Genomic DNA, 17860 nt, shown 5'->3' with positions numbered 1-17860 from the left:
GGAAGCGTAGGAACTCCCATCATCCCAGGTCAGCGGGCACCTCTTCCTGTTTCTCCATCCACAGCTCGGCCGCTACGCGGTGGATCGAGGCTGAGGCGGCCCGGATCCGCCGGAGCGGACGCTGTTGTGTCCCGTCCGCCGGCCACAACCAGTGGCCTTCGCAGGCGGTCTTCCACGGCCTGGACCGTTCGACCAGGTCGCCATGCCACTGGATGCCGGTTCGCCCCCGGTTCGTAATCCCGTCGATCACCTGCCCGGTCCGCCACCTGCCGCAACGCCCGCTGCCGACCGGTGGGAAGGCCGCGGCGGTCCCCACTCGGAATATGTCAGGGCGACGGACTTTCCTGACGTCGAGCCGTAGTTTGCGCCATCCACCCGGCGTGGCCCGGAATCCCGCTTTCCTCTTCCTTTGCTCAGCGGTGATCTGTGCTGCGCTTTCTATTTACTGACAGTGACCACGTGTCCTCGGATCGATGTGGCCGATGTGACCCACATCACTGGAGGCTCTGCCAGTAGTGGAGATACTGCCGCAAATCGGGCGCGAATGGAGGGGGCTGGTCGCCGGAATGGGAGGTTCCTGGTCGCCGGCTGCCCCGGCCTCGCCGCCCGGATCCCTGTCAGATGGGTTCCGAGAACAGAGATAGCCGCTGGTCGACACGGCGCGGTCGATATTCCGCTTCAATTCCGGATGGGTGGAATAGCACATCCGTGCTTTCTGTATATCCGGAAGCGTTGACAGGGGCCAGTTCCGGACTGTTGTATGACTGTCATCAAGGGGGCGGGATGGCAAATGGGGGCCAGTCGGAGGTCCAACGCCGCAGGCGCGTTGTATTGATCTTTTGCCATCTCCAGTTTGGGGGATGTTATGAGCAAAATTAAGCACACGCTTCCGATCGCTGCCGCAGCCATTGCGTTGACGGCCGGGAGCATCGTCGGCCCCAGCTTCATCCAGACCGAGTCCGTGGCCGCGAGCACATCAACTGCCGCCGAGGCTCCGGCGACCACCGAGGTCCCGGCGGACACCCAGGCCCGGTCGAAGACCATCGGTAAGCGGGCGGTCGCGAAGACCCCCGATCAGTTGCTGCAGCTCCTGGGCGAGAGGATCAAGGCCGAGGACGTCGAGGGAGTCATCGCTCTGCATGAGCCCGAAGCGGCGATCGTCGATTACGACGGATCGATTATCAGGGGTCACAAGGAGATCCGGGCGTTCTACATCGAGTGGTTCAAGTCGGATCCGGTGCTCACCGTCAACCCTCGCCAAACCGTGGTGGCGGGAGGGAAGCGCGGAGGCAAGGGCAAGGTACGTAACCGCACGGCGGCCATCATGGGCGATTACAGCCTGGAGCAGAACGCGGCGGACGGTACCCGCGAGAGCTTCACCGGCAATTTCTGCGACACCGTACAGGAGCAGCGGAACGGTACGTGGCTGTACGTTCAGGACAACCCGTACCCGCCCCACGGTGGGCCGGCGCCGGCGGCCGCCCACCACTGATCCGACCACCTCGGCGGTCTCGGCTTCTTTCTGCTCAGCCGACCGGTCGGCGAACCAGCCGTGCAACCGGGAGTTTGATCCGCCGTGCCGAAAACCAAGCATTCCGAGAAAACTCCTGCCACCCATGGAATTTCACCATCGGCCATGGGTGGCAGGCCATCGGTCAATTAATGCGCGGATAGCGGTGTGCCTTCACGTCGGAGGTTGGAGCAAACTTGAACGCCACCTCGCTCGAAGTTTTACAAGCCCCGGTAGCGCAGCAGCAGCCTCGGTGGGGAGACTCGGCGGCGGTCGAGCAGGTCCGGGACGTGCTGGCAGCCCTCCCCCCGCTCGTGGAGACCGAATCGCTGGGCAGGCTCCGCGGTCTGCTCGCCGAAGTCGCCGCCGGGCAGGCGCAGGTGGTGCAGGCGGGTGACTGCGCGGAGGATCCCGCGGAATGCACCGCAGGTGACGTGGAGCGGAAGGCGGGACTCCTCAACGTGCTCGCCGGCGTCATGAACGCGATCACTCATCAGCCGGTGGTGCGGGTGGGCCGGATCGGAGGCCAGTACGCCAAGCCCCGGTCGGCGCACACCGAGTTGGCCGGCGGCGTCGAGATCCCGGTGTACCGAGGGCACATGGTGAACGGTCCGGAGCCGGACTCGGAAGCACGACGGCCCGATCCCCGGCGCCTGCTGGCGGGCTACCGGGCGGCGAGCCAGGTCATGGCCAACCTCTGTCCGACGCCACAGACGCGCATCGACCCGGCCGTGTGGACCAGCCATGAGGCTCTGCTGCTCGACTACGAGATCCCGATGCTGCGTCGGGGCCGGGAGGGCCGGGTCGCGCTCACTTCCACGCATTGGCCGTGGATCGGCGAGCGAACCCGCCAGCTCGAGGGGGCCCACGTCGCGCTGTTGGCAGATGTGGTGAACCCGGTCGCGTGCAAGGTCGGGCCGCGTATGACGGTCGCCGAGCTGCTCGGGTTGTGCGAGCGGCTCGACCCTGAGAAGGAGCCGGGGCGACTCACCCTGATCGCCCGGATGGGTGCTGACGCGACCATGGATCTGCTGCCGCCGTTGGTCCGGGCCGTGCGTGCCGCCGGACACCCGGTGATCTGGCTGGTCGACCCCATGCACGGCAACACCGTGACCACCGCCGAGGGACGCAAGACCCGAGTCGTGCAGACGATCATCCGGGAGGTCACGGCCTTCCAGGCCGCCGTTCGCACAGCCGGCGGAATACCGGGCGGGATCCATCTGGAGACCACCCCCGATGCGGTGACCGAATGCGCAGACGTCCCGAACGGCACCGACCGGATCGGTGAGAAGTACACGACGCTGTGCGACCCGCGACTCAACCCTCGTCAGGCGGTATCGGTGATCTCGGCCTGGCAGACGCAGATGATGACGAACCGAGCCGAGGGAGAACCGTGCCGGGCATAGCCCCGATCTCAGCCTACCCACTGCCCACGGCGGCTGAACTGCCCATCAGCACGGCCCAGTGGAAACCCGACTCACGCCGTGCGGCACTGCTCGTGCACGACATGCAGCGTTACTTCCTCGCGCCGTTTCCCTCGGCGGTGCGCGACCCGCTGGTGCGCCACTGCGCGCTGCTGCGGGACCGCTGTGCCGCGCTCGGGGTCCCGGTGTTCTACACCGCGCAACCCGGTGGCATGACGGACGAGGAACGCGGCCTGCTCAAGGACTTCTGGGGTCCGGGCATGAGGGTGGACCCCGTCGATCGGCAGATCGTCACGGAACTCGCACCCCGGCCGGCGGACCAGGTGCTCACCAAGTGGCGCTACAGCGCGTTCTTCCGCTCGGACCTGCTGGCGCAGATGCGCGCCCAGGGCCGCGATCAGCTGATCGTCTGCGGGGTGTACGCCCACGTCGGTGTACTGGCGACGGCCCTCGAGGCGTTCACCAACGACATCCAGCCGTTCCTGGTCGCCGACGCCGTCGGCGACTTCTCCGCCGCGTACCACCGGCTGGCCCTCGACTACGCGGCCGCTCGCTGCTCGGTGGTCACCACCACCGAGGAGGTCTTCCGATGAACCCGACGCAGTTGCTCGAGCACGTGCTGGGCCCCAATCCGGGTGCCTTCGCCGTGCTGCACCGCCCCGAGACCCTGGGCCCGGACCGCGTGGAGATCCTGCTGGGCCGGGTCAGCACCCCGGCCCGGCTCGCCGACATCCCGCTGGCCGACCAGAGCGGGCGGCCCGGCGAGGCCCGGCACGAGACGCTGGTCCTGGTGCCCCACCAGCAGATCACCGAGCGCGGCTTCGCCGCCGCCGCGGACGGCTCACCGCTGCTCGCGATGTCGGTATCCGACCAGGGGCAGATCACCATGCCCGAGGCGCTGAGATCCCTGCCGGACGAGCCGATCGCCCTGGCCGGTGGGCGTTTCGACATCGACGACGAGGCCTACGCCGACACGGTCCGCGGGGTGCTCGACAACGAGATAGGCACCGGAGAGGGCTCGAACTTCGTCATCAAGCGCTCGTTCGTCACCACCATCACCGGATACTCGACGCGCAGCGCACTGAGCCTGTTCCGCCGGCTGCTCACCCGGGAGAGCGGCGCCTACTGGACCTTCATCGTGCACACCGGCACTCGAACCTTCGTCGGCGCCACACCGGAGCGCCACGTCAGCCTGCGAGACGGCGTCGCGGCGATGACCCCGATCAGCGGCACCTACCGCTATCCACCCACAGGACCGGTCCTGTCGGAGGTCATGGAGTTCCTCACCGACGGCAAAGAGACCGACGAGCTGTACATGGTCCTGGACGAGGAACTGAAAATGATGGCCCGGGTCTGCCACGGCGGCGGCCGCGTGATGGGACCGTTCCTGCGGGAGATGGCCTGGCTCGCGCACACCGAGTACATCATCGAGGGGCGCAGCGACCTCGATCCCCGGGACATCCTGCGGGAAACGATGTTCGCCCCCACCGTGACCGGCAGCCCGCTCGAGAACGCCTGCCGGGTGATAGCCCGCTACGAGCCGCGCGGCCGCGGGTACTACGGGGGCGTCGCTGCCCTCATCGGCCGCGATGCCGGCGGCGCGCGCACCCTGGACTCGGCCATCCTCATCCGTACCGCCGACATCCGTACCGCGGACGACGACGGCACCGGCCACGTGGAGGTCGGGGTGGGCGCAACCCTGGTCCGGCACTCCGACCCCGACACCGAGGTCGCCGAGACCCGCACCAAGGCCGCGGGCCTGCTCTCGGCGCTGGGCGCCGACGAGCGGCTCGACGAGCACCCGCTGATCCAGGAGGCTCTGGGGAGGCGCAACGAGACGATCGCGCGCTTCTGGCTCAGCGACGCCGAGTCGCGAGCACAGCCGCATCCGGTGCTGGACGGCCGCCGGGCGCTGATCATCGATGCCGAGGACACCTTCAGCTCGATGCTGGCCCACCAACTGCGCGCCATCGGGCTGACCGTGGAGCTCAGCAGCTTCGACGCGTCCCACCGCTTCGACGACCACGATCTCGTCATCATGGGCCCCGGACCCGGCGACCCGCGAGAGACCGACCACCCCAGGATGGCCCACCTCACGTCGGCGATCGAGCAGTTGCTGTCCCGGCGCATCCCCTTCCTGGCCGTGTGCCTGAGCCATCAGTTGCTGTGCCGGCACCTCGGGCTCGAGCTGAGGCGCCGGGAGGTCCCGAACCAGGGCACCCAGCGCGAGATCGACCTGTTCGGCTCACGGGAGCGGGTGGGCTTCTACAACTCCTACGTGGCCCGCGCGCGAGCCGAGCAGTTGGAGTGTCCTGGTGTCGGCGAGGTGAAGGTGGGCCTCGATGCCGGCACGGGCGAGGTGCATGCCCTGCGCGGGCCGCACTTCGGCTCGGTGCAGTTCCACCTCGAATCCGTGCTCACCCAGGACGGCGAGCGCGTCCTGGCCGAGCTGCTCGTACCGCTGATGGAGACCGCGGAGGTACTGAACGTATGAAAGCCACCATCTCCTGGTGGGACCTCTCCGGGTCCGACCAGACCATCGACTCCTTACGCGTCTACCTGCGTGACGAGGGCGTGGATCCGTGGGCGGAAATTCCCGGGCTGCGGTTGAAGTTCTGGATCTCCGACCGGCAGACCAACCGCTGGGGCGCGGTGATGCTGTGGGACTCCACAGCCGACCTGACGGCACCGATGCCGCCGAACCGGGCCACCGAGCTCATCGGATACCCGCCGACCGACCGGATGACGACCGACGTCGAGGCCATCGTCGAAGGTGTCCACTCCGGCCAACTGGTCGATCGCGGCCTGGCCTTCGAGCCGATCAGGAAGTCATCGTGAGCGCATCGCCCCAACCCCGGGTGGCCGAGGAGTTCTCCACCCCGCCCGCCGAACCGATGGACCTGCTCCGGGCCTGGTTCGACAGTGCCGTCGCGAACGACGTACGCGAGCCGGGCGCGCTGGCGCTGGCCTCCGCCGACGCCCGCGGCCACGCCTCCAACCGGATCGTGCAGGTGCTCGCGGTTCGCGATACGGGTCTGGTGTTCGCCAGCCACGCCGACAGCCGCAAGGGCCGGGACCTGGCCGAGACGGGCTGGGCGTCTGGGGTGTTCTACTGGCGCGAGGCCGGCCGCCAGGTGAGCGTGAGCGGCCCGACCCGTCCGTTGCCCGACGAGGAGTCCGACGCCCTGTGGGCCGCCCGGCCGGTCGGCACGCACCCGATGTCGGTGGCGTCGCACCAGAGCGCGCCGCTGCTGGACGAGGACGCGTTGCGGGCGCAGGCCCGGGAACTGGGCCGGGGCGGCTCGGCGCTGCCTCGCCCGGACCGCTGGCTGGGCTACCTGCTGGAGCCGGCGTCGGTCGAGTTCTGGCAGGCCGACCAGGAGGACCGGTTGCACCAGAGGCTGCGTTACGAGCGCGACGGTTCCGGCTGGCGTACGGGCCGGCTCCAACCCTGACCGTGCTCTGGACCGTGGACTCGAGAGGAAGAAGGCAAGCCGATGTGTGGAATTACGGGCTGGGTCTCGTTCGACCGGGATCTGACTCAGCAGCGCGCGCAGCTGGACGGGATGACGGAGACCATGGCCTGCCGGGGACCGGACGCCGGAGGCGCCTGGCTCGACCGGCACGCGGCGCTCGGTCATCGACGGCTGGCGGTCATCGACCTCGAAGGTGGCACCCAGCCCATGGTGGTGCCCACCGACGACGGCCCGGTGACGATCACCTACAGCGGTGAGGTCTACAACTACACCGAACTCAGGAGCGAGTTGCTCCGTCGGGGTCATCGGTTCCGGACCCGCAGCGACACCGAGGTGGTGCTCCACGGCTACCTGGAGTGGGGCGAAGCGCTCGCCGAACGGCTCAACGGCATGTTCGCCTTCGCGGTCTGGGACTCCAGGGCCGAGAAGCTCGTGATGATCCGCGACCGGATGGGCGTCAAGCCGCTCTACTTCTCCGGGACCGACGACGGGGTGCTGTTCGGCTCCGAGCCGAAGGCGATACTCGCCAACCCGCTGGCGGACCGCGCGGTCGACCTCGACGGACTGCGTGAGCTGGTCAGCTTCACCCAGACGCCGGGGAGCGCGGTGTGGTGCGGGATGCGCGAGGTGGTCCCGGGTGGCGTGGTCACCGTCGACCGCTCCGGCCTGCGTGAGCGTCGCTACTGGACGCTGCCCACCCGTCCGCACACCGATGACCGGAAGACCACCGTCGCCACCGTGCGCGAACTGCTCGAGGACATCGTGGGCCGTCAGCTGGTCTCCGACGTGCCGCGCTGCACCCTGCTTTCCGGCGGTCTGGACTCCAGTGCGATCACCGCACTGGCTGCCGCCAAGCTCGGCCGGCCCGGGGAGCACGGCGAGCCCGGCGAGAAGGTGCGCAGCTTCGCGGTGGACTTCGTCGGGCGGGAGGACGACTTCGTCGCCGACGAGCTGCGTGCCACGTCGGACGCCCCCTATGCGCGTGAGGTGGCCGCACACGTCGGCTCGCAGCATGAGTCCATCGTGCTCGACCATGCCGCGATCGCCGACCCGGCGGTGCGCCGAGCGGTCATCACCGCGCGGGACAGTCCGCTCAGCCTCGGTGACATGGACGCCTCGCTCTACCTGCTGTTCCAGGCCATCCGTGAGCAGTCCACGGTCGCCCTGTCCGGGGAGTCCGCCGACGAGGTCTTCGGCGGGTACAGGTGGTTCCACCAGCCGGAGGTCCAGGCCGCGGAGACCTTCCCCTGGATGGCAGTCTTCGTCAGCGGCGCGCGGGCCCAGGTGTCCGATCGGTTCAACGCCGGCATCACCGCTGCCCTCGACCTGCCCACCTACATTCGTGACCGCTACTCCGACGCGGTCGCCGAGGTCGAGCGGGCCGAGGGCGAGAGCGACCACGAGATGCGGATGCGGGTGATGTGCCACCTGCACCTGACGCGCTTCGTCCGGATGCTCCTGGAGCGCAAGGACCGGATCAGCATGGCCGTCGGGCTGGAGGTCCGGGTCCCCTTCTGCGACCACCGACTCGTGGAGTACGTCTACAACACCCCGTGGTCGTTGAAGACCTTCGACGGCAGGGAGAAGAGCCTGCTCCGCGCCGCGACTGCCGACCTGCTGCCCAAGTCGGTGCTGTACCGGGCGAAGGCTCCCTACCCTGCCACTCTGGATCCGCACTACACGGGCGCGCTGCTGCAGCAGTCCAAGGAATTGCTCACGACCGACGACCCGGTCTTCGATTTGGTCGACCGCAGCTGGCTGGAAGACATCACACGGCGAGACTCGGGCACCATGCCGATCGACGTCCGCAACGGCATGGAGCGAGTGCTCGATCTGAGCACCTGGTTGGACATCTACCGCCCCGAGCTCCGGCTCTGACGCAGAGTTCCGGTCGATTCCGGACGGCTCTGAAACAGTGCCGCCGCTGCCTTCGAGCGGAGACGGTCGCAGGCAGCGGCGGGCGGCCGACCGCACACACCACGTCAATATCCACGCCCATATCATGGATTGAGGGATTCGAGATGGGAACGGACAATGCTCAGCCCGAGGGGCTCGCAGCCGACCTCGACCTGCGCGCCCGGCATCGTGCCGTCGTCGCGGACTACATGAGCCGCAAGGGCGAGAACCGATTGACCCGCTACCTGCTCTTCGCCGAGGATGGCAGCGCCGGCCTGTGGACCAGCGACACCGGCGAACCGATCACCTCCCAGGGGCACGAGAAGCTCAGGGCGCACGGCGAGTGGTCGCTGCGCATGTTCCCCGACTGGGAATGGAAGAACGTAGAGATCTTCGAGACACAAGACCCCAACAGGCTCTGGGTCGAGTGTGACGGAGAGGGGCAGATTCTTTACCCGGACTACCCGCCCGGCTACTACAAGAACCACTTCATACACTCGTTCCTGCTCGAAGACGGAAAGATCAAGCAGAACCGCGAGTTCATGAACCCGTTCCAGCAGCTGCGAGCGTTGGGGATCGAGGTGCCGAAGGTCAATCGCGGCGGAATCCCCACGTAGGGACTTCCTCCCGCATTCAAAAAGAACCGCAATCAAAGAACCGCATTCAATCGCGCCGTCGAGACCACCGGGTCGTGCGTCGTGCCGGGCGACCGGCGCGCCGCCAGGCCAGGACGGTCCCTCGGCGCCCGTCGCCAGGTTCACGTCGTTCGCACTCACAGCAGGGAGCATCAGGTGGGATCTCGGCTCAACCCGTACATCGCCTTCGACGGGGACGCACGGCAGGCGATGGAGTTCTACCACGAAGTCCTCGGCGGCAAGCTGGAGCTGGGCACGTTCGGCGACTTCGGATCGCCGGAGTCGCCCGACCCCGACAAGATCATGCACGCCACTCTCAGCACCTCGGACGGCTTCACGGTGATGGCGTGGGACGTCCCGGAGCGGGTTCCCTTCAACCCGGGCACCAACGTCGCGCTCTACCTCGGCGGCGACGACGCCAATCTCCGCGACTACTTCGAGAAGCTGTCCGCCGGCGGCACCGTGGCGATGCCTCTCAAGAAGCAGATCTGGGGCGACGAGGCCGGCACGCTCGTGGACAAGTTCGGGATCACCTGGATGTTCAACATCACCCAGCAGCCCTGATCGACCACGGGGGTTACTGCGTTCGAACAGGTCCCGAACCGAGGACGGACGAGGAGGACGACAGGCTGGACGTGATCGGTCGCAGGTCGGCCCCGGCCGAACCGCGCGTGCGACCACGGCCGTCAGGCGGCCTGTCGCGGGCACCCCGTCCTCGTCGTCCAACACCGCGGCATGCTGTCGCACCTGCCTCGCACGCCGGCACGGCATCCCGTCGGGCACGTACGCGACGACGCCGAGCGGGCCGACGCCGTGGAGGTGGACCGCTGGCGGATGGTGAAGCAGTACGCACTGCGCCACCTGCGGCCGTGATCAGGTCGAGGCGCCACGGCCTGCCGACGGGTGAAGGGTGAGGAACTCCCGATGTGAGGTGGGGCGGTCTGACGGTTCCGCCTCACAACGGGAGGTATTCGGCCCCGAGCGCTCACGCCCATGCAGCTCTGACGCCTCGCTCGGCAACGGCGGGCCGGCTCCTCGCGAGGGAGCAAGGGGGCAAGTCGTGTCACACAGCTTTATGTCGTGCCGTGGAAGACCGCGGCGAAGCGGGCCGACCGGCATCGGTTGGGAGGGTGGGATGGTGAGGTCTCAATGACAGTCGACGTGCAGGCCACTCGAGACGTGGTCGACATCATCACCGGTGGATGGAGGGCACAGGCGCTCTACACCGCGGTCAAACTCGGACTGCCCGACCACATCGAGGCCGGCCGCAACACCGGCGCCGAACTCGCCAAGGCAACCGGGGCGAATGAACAGGGCATTCACCGCCTGATGCGCCTTCTGGTGGCCATGGGCATATTCGAGGGCAGCGAGTCCACCGGCTACCGCGGTACCCAGGTGAGCGCGGCACTGCTCGACGGCCCTCAGTCCCTGCGCGACATGTGCCTGCTGTACGGCGAGGAGTTCTACTCCGCGTGGGGTCACGCCCATCACGCCATCAGCACGGAGAGCTCGGGATTCGAAGTCGCCCACGGCCAGTCGTTCTACGAGTATCTCGGTCAGGACGCGGCCACCGCCAGGCGATTCCAGCACACCATGAACGCCGCAAGCATGTTCTTCCACCAGGTGCCCGAGATCTTCGACTTCTCCGGCGGGAAGACGGTCGTGGACGTGGGCGGAGGGGGCGGGCACCTGCTCGCCACGATACTCGGCGCCACACCGGATGCCAGAGGCACGCTCTTCGACCGCGAGCACATGATGCCGAAGGCCCGTGAGCACCTGACCGCCACCGTCGGCCTGGACCGCGCCGAGCTGGTCGGCGGCGACATGTTCAAGGACGTCCCGGCGGGCGGGGACGTCTACATCCTCTGCCGCGTGCTGGCCGGCTGGGACGACGAAGCCGTCGTCGGCGTCTTCGAGAACTGCCGCCGCGCCATGGCGGACTCCTCGTCGCGACTGCTGATACTCGATCGTTTCGTCGACGACGAGAACTCCACCGTGCTGCCCGCTCTGTGGGATCTGCACCTCCTGGTGACGACGGGCGGCGAACACCGCACCCTCGCCAGGATCACGCAACTGCTGCACCGGGCCGGCCTGGACATCGCCGGGACCGCGGAGCTGCCCATGGAGACGACCGCCCTGATCGCCGCGCCGCGCACCCCGTCGCAACCCCAGGGGTACGCACAGAATCCGATATGAGCGGCGTCATGGCTCAGGGGCGGGACAGAACCGTCGGGTGGGGAACGAGTAACAGCTCGAACAGGAGATCTCCCGTGCTCAAGATGGCAACGATCGGCGTCTATGGCTTCGACCGCGATTCCTACCTGCAACGACTACAACAGGCGAACGTGCGCCTGCTGCTCGACGTACGTCAGCGCCGCGGTGTCCGCGGACCGGACTACGCCTGGGCGAACTCACTCCGGCTGCAGGCGGCTCTCGCCGAGGCCGGGATCGCCTACGAGCACCACCGTGAACTCGCCCCGACCACCGAGTTGCGTCACCTCCAGTACGCCGAGGACGATCGCCAAGGGGTCGGCAAGCGCTCCCGCCGCGAGCTCGCCGCCGAGTACACCCGCCGCTACACCGCCGAGATCCTCGACCCCGCCGACCTCGAGCCGATCGTGTCGGCGCTGCCGAGCAGCGGGATCGCAGCGCTGTTCTGCGTCGAGTGCGACCCCGAGGCCTGCCACCGGTCGCTGGTCGCCCAGCGGCTGGCCGAGCAGCACCACATCACGATCGAACACCTGCGGCCGTTGTGATGGGTGACATTCCTCTTCCGGGCGGCGCGCCGCGACCGAGGATCGCGGTGTTCGCCGGTCCGACGGCGACGATCCTGAACACACCGGACCTGGTCACGTCGAACAAGGCACGCGTACGCCACGGTCTGCCGTTGCGCCCCTCCCACTTCGACGTCCTGCGTCCTCAGCGGCTCGCGGCACCCGTGACGTTGTACATCGAGGCGTTCAGCGCGCACCCGCTCGAACGAGACGCGGCCGGCTTGTACGCCCCGCCGGACGGCTGGCTCGACAAGGACGGCACGTTCCTCCAGGAGCAGCCTTTCGACGACGCCACACCGGTGTACGTCGTCGAACTCGATCCCGCCGACGGTCTCTATCCCCTCCCCTACATGGGCAGGCAGGTGGACGGATCCGCCTGGGAGGAGACCTCGACGACACCGTTCGCACCACCGGGAGGCGCTCGGCAGACGTTCTACCCCGACGCCCGCCGCCTCTACGAGGAGATCGAGCGGTTCGGCCTCGCCGACCACGGCACCCCCGTCGAGCTGGGGTCGATCGCCGACTTCGACTTCTTCCGCGCCGCTCCGTCGGGCGGGTACACCGCAGGTCCCGATTCCGAGCGCCTCGGGCAGGACTTCTTCGTCTACTACCCCTACCACCTCCAGAGCGAACCCGGCCTGGCGAACCTCGCCCAGGCGACCAACCAGGTCCAGGCCGTCCTCGCCACCGGAGAGTACGCCGGCGTCCAATGGCTCGAGGGGAGCCCGACCGTCGACGAGACCCTGTACTGGCTCGGACTGATGGTCGATACGACGGTGCCACTCGTCGGACACGCGGCTCAACGCCGCCACCAGTCCCTGAGCGCGGACGGCGACCGCAACGTGGTGGACGGCGTGAAGTTCATCGCGTCGGGTGTCGCCCTGGACGAACGGGGCGAGGACCGCGCCGGTGCCTGCGTGATCGTCGACGAACTCGTCTATTCGGCCCGGGACGTGACCAAGGTCGACGCCCGGCCAGGGGGTTACGAAGTCACCGGCGGGCACGGGGGAGTCGTTGCCGACCTGGGTGGCTACGGCCCCCCACAGCTCACCTACCTCCCCGCCCGCAGGCACACCCGTCGCTCGGAGCTGCGCCTCACCGTGCTCCCCGACCGGGTGGCCGGCGTCGGCGGGACCTTGGACACGGGCGTGTCCTTGGTCGACGTTGCGACGAAGGACGCCGACGGACTCGTACCCGCCGCCATGCCGCACGTCTCGATCACCAAGTACAGCCGGTACGCGGCGACGGGTGCCGGCGCCGACAGTCCGCCCGTCGCCGACGACGAAGTCGAGATCCTCGCACGGATCAACGCCAACCTCGCCAACGCGCCACTGGCCGGATTCGTATGTGAAGGCATGTCGCCGTTCGGGATGGCCGACCCGACGAGGAACGCGGCGCTGAGTGTCGCCATCTTCGCCGGCATGCCGGTGGTCCGCACGGGCCGCGGCAACACCGGAGGCATGGCGTACCGGACCGACCCGACGTTCATCTCGGGCAACAACCTCACGGCCACCAAGGCGCGCATGCTCCTCATGGCCGCGCTGCTCAAACTCGGTGCCCTGCCCCCGGCCGCAGATCCCTTCAACCCGACCCCGGGCGAGCGCGCGGCCACGGAACAAGCGGTTGCGCGGTACCAGGCCCTGTTCGACACCCACTGACCCGGGGTACGCCGAGTCGGCGGCGAGGTCGGCGCCATCCTCGCCCGGGAGTTCGACGGATGAGCCCCGATGTCCCCACTGCCCCCACTGCCCCCACTGCCCCCACTGCCCCCACTGCCCCCACTGCCCCCACTGTCCCGACTTCGAGAACGGAACCCATGGGTACGTACGAGTACGTGGTAGCCGACGTCTTCACCGACGTCCCGCTGGAGGGAAACCCGACCGCGGTCTTCCTGGATTCCTCCGGCCTTTCCCCCGAGCGCATGCAGCAGATCGCGCAGGAGATGCACCTGTCGGAGACCGTTTTCGTCCTCCCCGCGGAAGACGACGGTGATGTGCGGGTCCGCATCTTCACCCCGGTGAACGAGCTGCCGTTCGCCGGACATCCGACCCTGGGCACGGCCGTTGTGCTCGGCGAGTCGAACCCGGCGAAGGAGCTCCGGATGGAGACCGCCATGGGCACCGTGGCGTTCGAACTCGAGCGTGATGGCGACGGCCGGGCGGGCGCGGCCGGCATGTGGCAACCCGTCCCGACGTGGGAGCCCTACGACCGTGCGGACGAACTGCTCGCCGGTCTCGACCTGGTGGCCTCCGGCAGCACCCTGCCGGTCGAGGTCTACCGCAACGGGCCGCGGCACGTGTTCGTCGGGCTGGACAGCGTCGCCGCGCTCTCCGACGTGGAGCCGGACCAGAGGATTCTCGCGAGGCTGCCCGACATGGCCGCCAACTGCTTTGCGGGCTCGGGCACTCGATGGAGGCTGCGGATGTTCTCGCCCGCCTATGGCGTGGTGGAGGACGCGGCCACCGGCTCGGCCGCTGGCTCGCTGGCGGTACACTTGGCCCGGCACGGCCTGATCCCTTTCGGAGAGTGGATCGAGATTCGCCAGGGGGTCGAGATCGGCCGTCCTTCGACGATGCGCGCTCGGGCTGTGGGGACGTCGGAACGGATCGAGTCGGTCCAGGTGGCGGGGTCGGCCGTGGTCATCGCCCGGGGAACGCTGTACGCGTAGTCGCCGCGAACGTATGTGTGACCAACCCACAGAGGAAGGGCCGCGCGTGTTCAGCAGAGCATCTTCCCTCGACCGTCTCGGGGCGCGGCCGATCATTCGGACTGCGGTAGGCCGAGGCGACCGAGGTCCTCGGACGGACGGCCGGCTCCGACACCATGGTGTGCTCTGTACCGAGGGACGGGTGGACTGATGGCTGCCGAGGATGAGGGGCTGTTCGAGTTACCGACGTCCGACGACACCCCGCCCGCCGAGCCCGTGCGGGCCACCGCGCCGCTGGCGGTGCGGATGCGGCCGCGTACGCTCGCCGAGGTCGTCGGCCAGGCGCACTTGCTGCGTCCCGGCGCGCCGCTGCGGCGGCTGGCGGAGGGCGGGGAGGCGGCGTCGGTGTTGCTCTACGGCCCGCCCGGCACCGGGAAGACCACGATCGCGCGCTTGCTCGCCACCGTCGCCACCCGGCACTTCGTCGCCCTCTCGGCGCTGTCCAGCGGAGTCAAGGAACTGCGCGAAGTGATGAACGACGCGCGCCGTCGCCACGACCGCCGGAACCGGCAGACCGTGCTGTTCATCGACGAGGTGCACCGCTTCTCCAAGACCCAGCAGGACGCCTTGCTCGGGGCTGTCGAGGACCGGCTTGTGCTGCTCGTCGCCGCCACCACGGAGAACCCGTCGTTCTCGGTGGTGTCGCCGTTGCTCTCACGGCTGTTGGTGCTGCAGCTCCAGTCCCTGAACGAGGACGAGGTCCGCGAGCTGCTGCGGCGGGCGGTGAAGGACGAGCGCGGCCTCGACGGTTCGGTCTCGCTGTCCCCCGAGGCCGAGGACGCCCTGGTACGCCTCGCGGCCGGCGACGCCCGTGGCGCGCTGACCGCGCTGGAGGCGAGTGCCGACGGGGTGACCGACACCGGCGGCACGGTGATCGACGTGCCGGCCGTGGAGCGGGCCATCGCCGAGACCACCGTGCGCTACGACCGGCAGGGCGACCAGCACTACGACGTCATCAGCGCGTTCATCAAGTCGATCCGCGGCTCGGACCCCGACGCCGCGCTGCACTACCTGGCCCGCATGCTCGTGGCCGGGGAGGACCCGCGGTTCGTCGCGCGGCGGCTGGTGGTGCACGCCAGTGAGGACGTCGGGCTGGCCGACCCCACAGCGCTGCAGGCCGCCGTCGCGGCGGCGCAGACGGTCCAGCTGATCGGAATGCCCGAGGCCCGCCTCGCCCTGGCGCAGGCCACCGTGCATCTGGCCATGGCGCCGAAGTCGAACACCGTGATCGTCGGGATCGACGAGGCCATGGCCGACGTCCGAGCGGGCGCCGTCGGTGAGATTCCCGCTCACCTGCGGTACGGCCGCTACGCAGGCGCCAGGGAGCTGGGCAACGCGATCGGCTATCGGTATCCCCACGCCGCCTCCGACGGAGTCCTGGAGCAGCAGTACCCGCCGGACGAACTCGTGGGGAAGGACTACTACCGCCCCACACAGCAGGGCGGGGAACGCATCCTGCATGAGCGCCTCACGAAGCTCCGCCGTACCGTCCGCGGCGAGTAGAAGGAGTGTCGCGATCGCGTGGCCCACGGCCCACATGCCGAAGCGCCGACATCATCGGCGTGAGGCCGGCGCGGTCGAGGTCTCGGTGCCGGCTCCGGAAATCACCCACCTGCCCGCTGCTCGTGCCGGTTCGACGGGCACGAGCAGCGGAAGAGACGAGATCACATCACGCGACGGCGGTGCCCTCGAGCTCGACCATCTGGCCGGGGATCGCCAGACGCGTCACCCCGAGCATCGTGGTGGTCGGCGCGACCCGGGCGGCGCCCAGCCGTCCCGCCAGCACGCCGTAGTGCTGGAAGAGCAGGTCGACGTCGGTCGTGTAGACGTTGAGCCGGACGAGATTCGAGAGGGACATGCCGGCCTCGGCGAGCACGGCCTCGATGTTGTCGATGCTCAGCGCCAGCTGCGCCGCCATGTCACCGTCGTGCTCGGGCTTGCCTTCGCTGCTCATCGCGGTCTGCCCCGAGATGTACAGGGTGCGCGAGTGCCCGGAGACGACCTCACCCTGGTTGAAGCCCATCTCCACCGACCACGACACCGGGTTGACCGCATTTCGTTCCATTGTGGCAGCAGCTCCATTCGATTCACTGAACGTATGTCCATCGGCTTGGCAGCCGCCAAGCTTTGACGTCGCGTGGAGGAGCCTTCCAACAAAACATGACATCCTTGGTCATGTATTCTTGCTAAAGTTTTTTCATGCGTGCCGACCGCTTGGTTTCATTGGTGCTCCTCCTGCGCCAGCGCGGTCGGATGACCGCGGACACGTTGGCCCGTGAGCTGGAGGTATCCACCCGCACGGTGCTGCGCGACATAGAGGCGCTGTCCGCGGCCGGTGTGCCGGTCTACGCCGAACGCGGCCGGCACGGCGGTTTCGCGTTGTTGCCCGATTTCCAGACAACGCTCACCGGGCTGAACCATGACGAGGCGCTCGCCCTGCTGGTCGCCGGATCACGGCGCGGCGCACAGCTGTTCGGCCTCGGCTCGGCGCTCGCCTCGGCCATGCTCAAAGTGGTCGACGCACTGCCCGAAGGCCTTCGGGACACTGCGGCCGGCGCGGCGCGGCGATTACTCGTCGACCCGGAGACCGACCTCCTCTCGCGCCGCGTGGGCGCAGATGAGGTGTCCGACACCATAGTGACCGAGGTCCGGCGCGCGGTGTTCGCCGGACACAAGCTGCGCATCCGGTACGCGGCTGTGGACCAGACCCCGAAGTGGCGCACGGTGGACCCGATCGGCCTGGTCACCGTACGCGAGCAGGGCTACCTGCTGGCCACGAGGGGCGGCGTGGACCGTACCTACCGGCTGTCCCGGGTGCTGGCCGCCGAGGCACTCGACGCACCCGCGCAGCGACCGGACACGGTCGACCTGGACCGGGCCTGGCAGGAGCGCAACGCGCAGTTCCGTACCGGAGGCGACCAAGTCGCCGTGCTGGTACGGGTGGACCCGGCGCGGCGGGAGCACCTGGTGGGCACCGTGCTGGCCGTCTGCGCCGAAGAATCCGACGCGGACGGCTGGCTGCGGCTGAACGTCATCTTCCAAGATTCGCGACATGCCGAATGGGCCCTGTGGCAGCACGCCGCGCACGCGGAAGTCCTGGCCCCGCAGGGGCTGCGTACCTCCCTGCACAACCGCGCCGCCACGATCGCCACCCGCTATGGAGCGTCATCCTGAGGGGCCGTCCTGGGAGTTGACGCCTTCTGCCGACCGCGCACAGGCGCTTCACCGAGTTCGGGCAGGGAGTGCGGCCGCCGGAGGCGGCCCGCAGGTACGGGTGTCGCGGCAGTCGGTCTACGCCTGGTGGGACGGCGGCAGAGCGGCCCTGGCGTCCGTGGCCCTGACCTCCAACGGAGCCGGCGGCTTTCCGTGCCGGCTCGGCGATGTGCAGGCGGAGCGGCTGTAGGGTCTCGGGGCCGGGGGACCGCCCTTGACGGCGTA

Annotated in this window: 18 protein-coding genes; 17 read left to right on the top strand and 1 reads right to left on the bottom strand. The window is 68.6% G+C overall.

Going from position 1 to position 17860, the window contains the following annotated elements; translation table 11 throughout:
* Window positions 1–853 precede the first annotated feature (853 nt).
* The 15 genes from ACZ4SA_RS20400 to ACZ4SA_RS20330 all read left to right on the top strand — a co-directional run bounded on the left by ACZ4SA_RS20400 (window position 854) and on the right by ACZ4SA_RS20330 (window position 15925).
* Window positions 854–1492, top strand: a complete 639-nt coding sequence (locus tag ACZ4SA_RS20400; protein ID WP_468276339.1) for a YybH family protein — start codon at window positions 854–856, stop codon at window positions 1490–1492.
* Between the two features lie 215 nt (window positions 1493–1707).
* Window positions 1708–2916 carry a 3-deoxy-7-phosphoheptulonate synthase gene (locus ACZ4SA_RS20395; RefSeq protein ID WP_468276337.1) on the top strand — a complete coding sequence of 403 codons (1209 nt, stop codon included), beginning with the start codon at window positions 1708–1710 and terminating at the stop codon, window positions 2914–2916.
* The gene (locus ACZ4SA_RS20390; protein WP_468276335.1) at window positions 2904–3527 is read left to right on the top strand and encodes an isochorismatase family protein; all 624 of its coding nucleotides are present in this window, start codon (window positions 2904–2906) and stop codon (window positions 3525–3527) included. Before ACZ4SA_RS20395 ends, ACZ4SA_RS20390 begins: the two co-directional genes overlap by 13 nt.
* Window positions 3524–5428, top strand: a complete 1905-nt coding sequence (locus tag ACZ4SA_RS20385) for an anthranilate synthase family protein (protein ID WP_468276333.1) — start codon at window positions 3524–3526, stop codon at window positions 5426–5428. The genes ACZ4SA_RS20390 and ACZ4SA_RS20385 overlap by 4 nt, the downstream gene beginning before the upstream one ends.
* The gene (locus tag ACZ4SA_RS20380; RefSeq protein ID WP_468276330.1) at window positions 5425–5772 is read left to right on the top strand and encodes a hypothetical protein; all 348 of its coding nucleotides are present in this window, start codon (window positions 5425–5427) and stop codon (window positions 5770–5772) included. The genes ACZ4SA_RS20385 and ACZ4SA_RS20380 overlap by 4 nt, the downstream gene beginning before the upstream one ends.
* Window positions 5769–6389 (top strand): phenazine biosynthesis FMN-dependent oxidase PhzG, encoded by a 621-nt coding sequence (gene phzG / locus ACZ4SA_RS20375; RefSeq protein ID WP_468276327.1) that lies wholly within the window; start codon window positions 5769–5771, stop codon window positions 6387–6389. Before ACZ4SA_RS20380 ends, phzG begins: the two co-directional genes overlap by 4 nt.
* A 42-nt stretch (window positions 6390–6431) precedes the next feature.
* Entirely contained in the window at window positions 6432–8288 is a 1857-nt protein-coding gene (gene asnB / locus ACZ4SA_RS20370) for an asparagine synthase (glutamine-hydrolyzing) (RefSeq protein WP_468276324.1), read from the top strand.
* A gap of 143 nt (window positions 8289–8431) precedes the next feature.
* Window positions 8432–8923, top strand: a complete 492-nt coding sequence (locus tag ACZ4SA_RS20365; RefSeq protein ID WP_468276321.1) for a PhzA/PhzB family protein — start codon at window positions 8432–8434, stop codon at window positions 8921–8923.
* Window positions 8924–9097: 174 nt separating this feature from the next.
* Window positions 9098–9505, top strand: a complete 408-nt coding sequence (locus tag ACZ4SA_RS20360; protein WP_468276319.1) for a VOC family protein — start codon at window positions 9098–9100, stop codon at window positions 9503–9505.
* Window positions 9506–9676: 171 nt separating this feature from the next.
* Entirely contained in the window at window positions 9677–9814 is a 138-nt protein-coding gene (locus ACZ4SA_RS20355) for a hypothetical protein (RefSeq protein WP_468276316.1), read from the top strand.
* 276 nt (window positions 9815–10090) lie between these two features.
* On the top strand, window positions 10091–11137 hold the full coding sequence (locus tag ACZ4SA_RS20350; RefSeq protein WP_468276314.1) for a methyltransferase: 1047 nt from the start codon (window positions 10091–10093) through the stop codon (window positions 11135–11137).
* Window positions 11138–11220: 83 nt separating this feature from the next.
* On the top strand, window positions 11221–11697 hold the full coding sequence (locus tag ACZ4SA_RS20345; RefSeq protein WP_468276356.1) for a DUF488 family protein, N3 subclade: 477 nt from the start codon (window positions 11221–11223) through the stop codon (window positions 11695–11697).
* Window positions 11698–11744: 47 nt separating this feature from the next.
* Window positions 11745–13373, top strand: a complete 1629-nt coding sequence (locus ACZ4SA_RS20340; RefSeq protein WP_468276311.1) for an asparaginase domain-containing protein — start codon at window positions 11745–11747, stop codon at window positions 13371–13373.
* 158 nt (window positions 13374–13531) lie between these two features.
* Complete coding sequence (locus ACZ4SA_RS20335) at window positions 13532–14383, top strand: PhzF family phenazine biosynthesis protein (RefSeq protein ID WP_468276309.1); 852 nt, start codon at window positions 13532–13534, stop codon at window positions 14381–14383.
* Between the two features lie 189 nt (window positions 14384–14572).
* Window positions 14573–15925 (top strand): replication-associated recombination protein A, encoded by a 1353-nt coding sequence (locus ACZ4SA_RS20330; RefSeq protein WP_468276307.1) that lies wholly within the window; start codon window positions 14573–14575, stop codon window positions 15923–15925.
* A gap of 166 nt (window positions 15926–16091) precedes the next feature.
* On the opposite strand, the gene ACZ4SA_RS20325 is transcribed toward ACZ4SA_RS20330, so the two are convergent.
* Window positions 16092–16487 (bottom strand): RidA family protein, encoded by a 396-nt coding sequence (locus ACZ4SA_RS20325; protein WP_468276305.1) that lies wholly within the window; start codon window positions 16485–16487, stop codon window positions 16092–16094.
* 134 nt (window positions 16488–16621) lie between these two features.
* Between ACZ4SA_RS20325 and ACZ4SA_RS20320 the strand changes: the two genes are divergently transcribed.
* Both ACZ4SA_RS20320 and ACZ4SA_RS20315 read left to right on the top strand, forming a co-directional pair.
* Complete coding sequence (locus ACZ4SA_RS20320) at window positions 16622–17596, top strand: helix-turn-helix transcriptional regulator (RefSeq protein WP_468276303.1); 975 nt, start codon at window positions 16622–16624, stop codon at window positions 17594–17596.
* 100 nt (window positions 17597–17696) lie between these two features.
* The gene (locus ACZ4SA_RS20315; protein ID WP_468276301.1) at window positions 17697–17825 is read left to right on the top strand and encodes a hypothetical protein; all 129 of its coding nucleotides are present in this window, start codon (window positions 17697–17699) and stop codon (window positions 17823–17825) included.
* The last annotated feature ends 35 nt before the right edge of the window (window positions 17826–17860 follow it).

Source organism: Streptomyces sp. NPDC027962, assembly GCF_055566095.1.
This window is presented reverse-complemented; position numbering and strand designations above follow the sequence as displayed.

Coding starts and splice junctions, on each gene's coding strand:
- ACZ4SA_RS20385 (WP_468276333.1), top strand. CDS start 3,524: ATGAACCCGACGCAGTTGCTCGAGCACGTGCTGGGCCCCAATCCGGGT.
- ACZ4SA_RS20380 (WP_468276330.1), top strand. CDS start 5,425: ATGAAAGCCACCATCTCCTGGTGGGACCTCTCCGGGTCCGACCAGACC.
- asnB (WP_468276324.1), top strand. CDS start 6,432: ATGTGTGGAATTACGGGCTGGGTCTCGTTCGACCGGGATCTGACTCAG.
- ACZ4SA_RS20365 (WP_468276321.1), top strand. CDS start 8,432: ATGGGAACGGACAATGCTCAGCCCGAGGGGCTCGCAGCCGACCTCGAC.
- ACZ4SA_RS20355 (WP_468276316.1), top strand. CDS start 9,677: ATGCTGTCGCACCTGCCTCGCACGCCGGCACGGCATCCCGTCGGGCAC.
- ACZ4SA_RS20350 (WP_468276314.1), top strand. CDS start 10,091: ATGACAGTCGACGTGCAGGCCACTCGAGACGTGGTCGACATCATCACC.
- ACZ4SA_RS20345 (WP_468276356.1), top strand. CDS start 11,221: ATGGCAACGATCGGCGTCTATGGCTTCGACCGCGATTCCTACCTGCAA.
- ACZ4SA_RS20335 (WP_468276309.1), top strand. CDS start 13,532: ATGGGTACGTACGAGTACGTGGTAGCCGACGTCTTCACCGACGTCCCG.
- ACZ4SA_RS20330 (WP_468276307.1), top strand. CDS start 14,573: ATGGCTGCCGAGGATGAGGGGCTGTTCGAGTTACCGACGTCCGACGAC.
- ACZ4SA_RS20325 (WP_468276305.1), bottom strand. CDS start 16,487: ATGGAACGAAATGCGGTCAACCCGGTGTCGTGGTCGGTGGAGATGGGC.
- ACZ4SA_RS20320 (WP_468276303.1), top strand. CDS start 16,622: ATGCGTGCCGACCGCTTGGTTTCATTGGTGCTCCTCCTGCGCCAGCGC.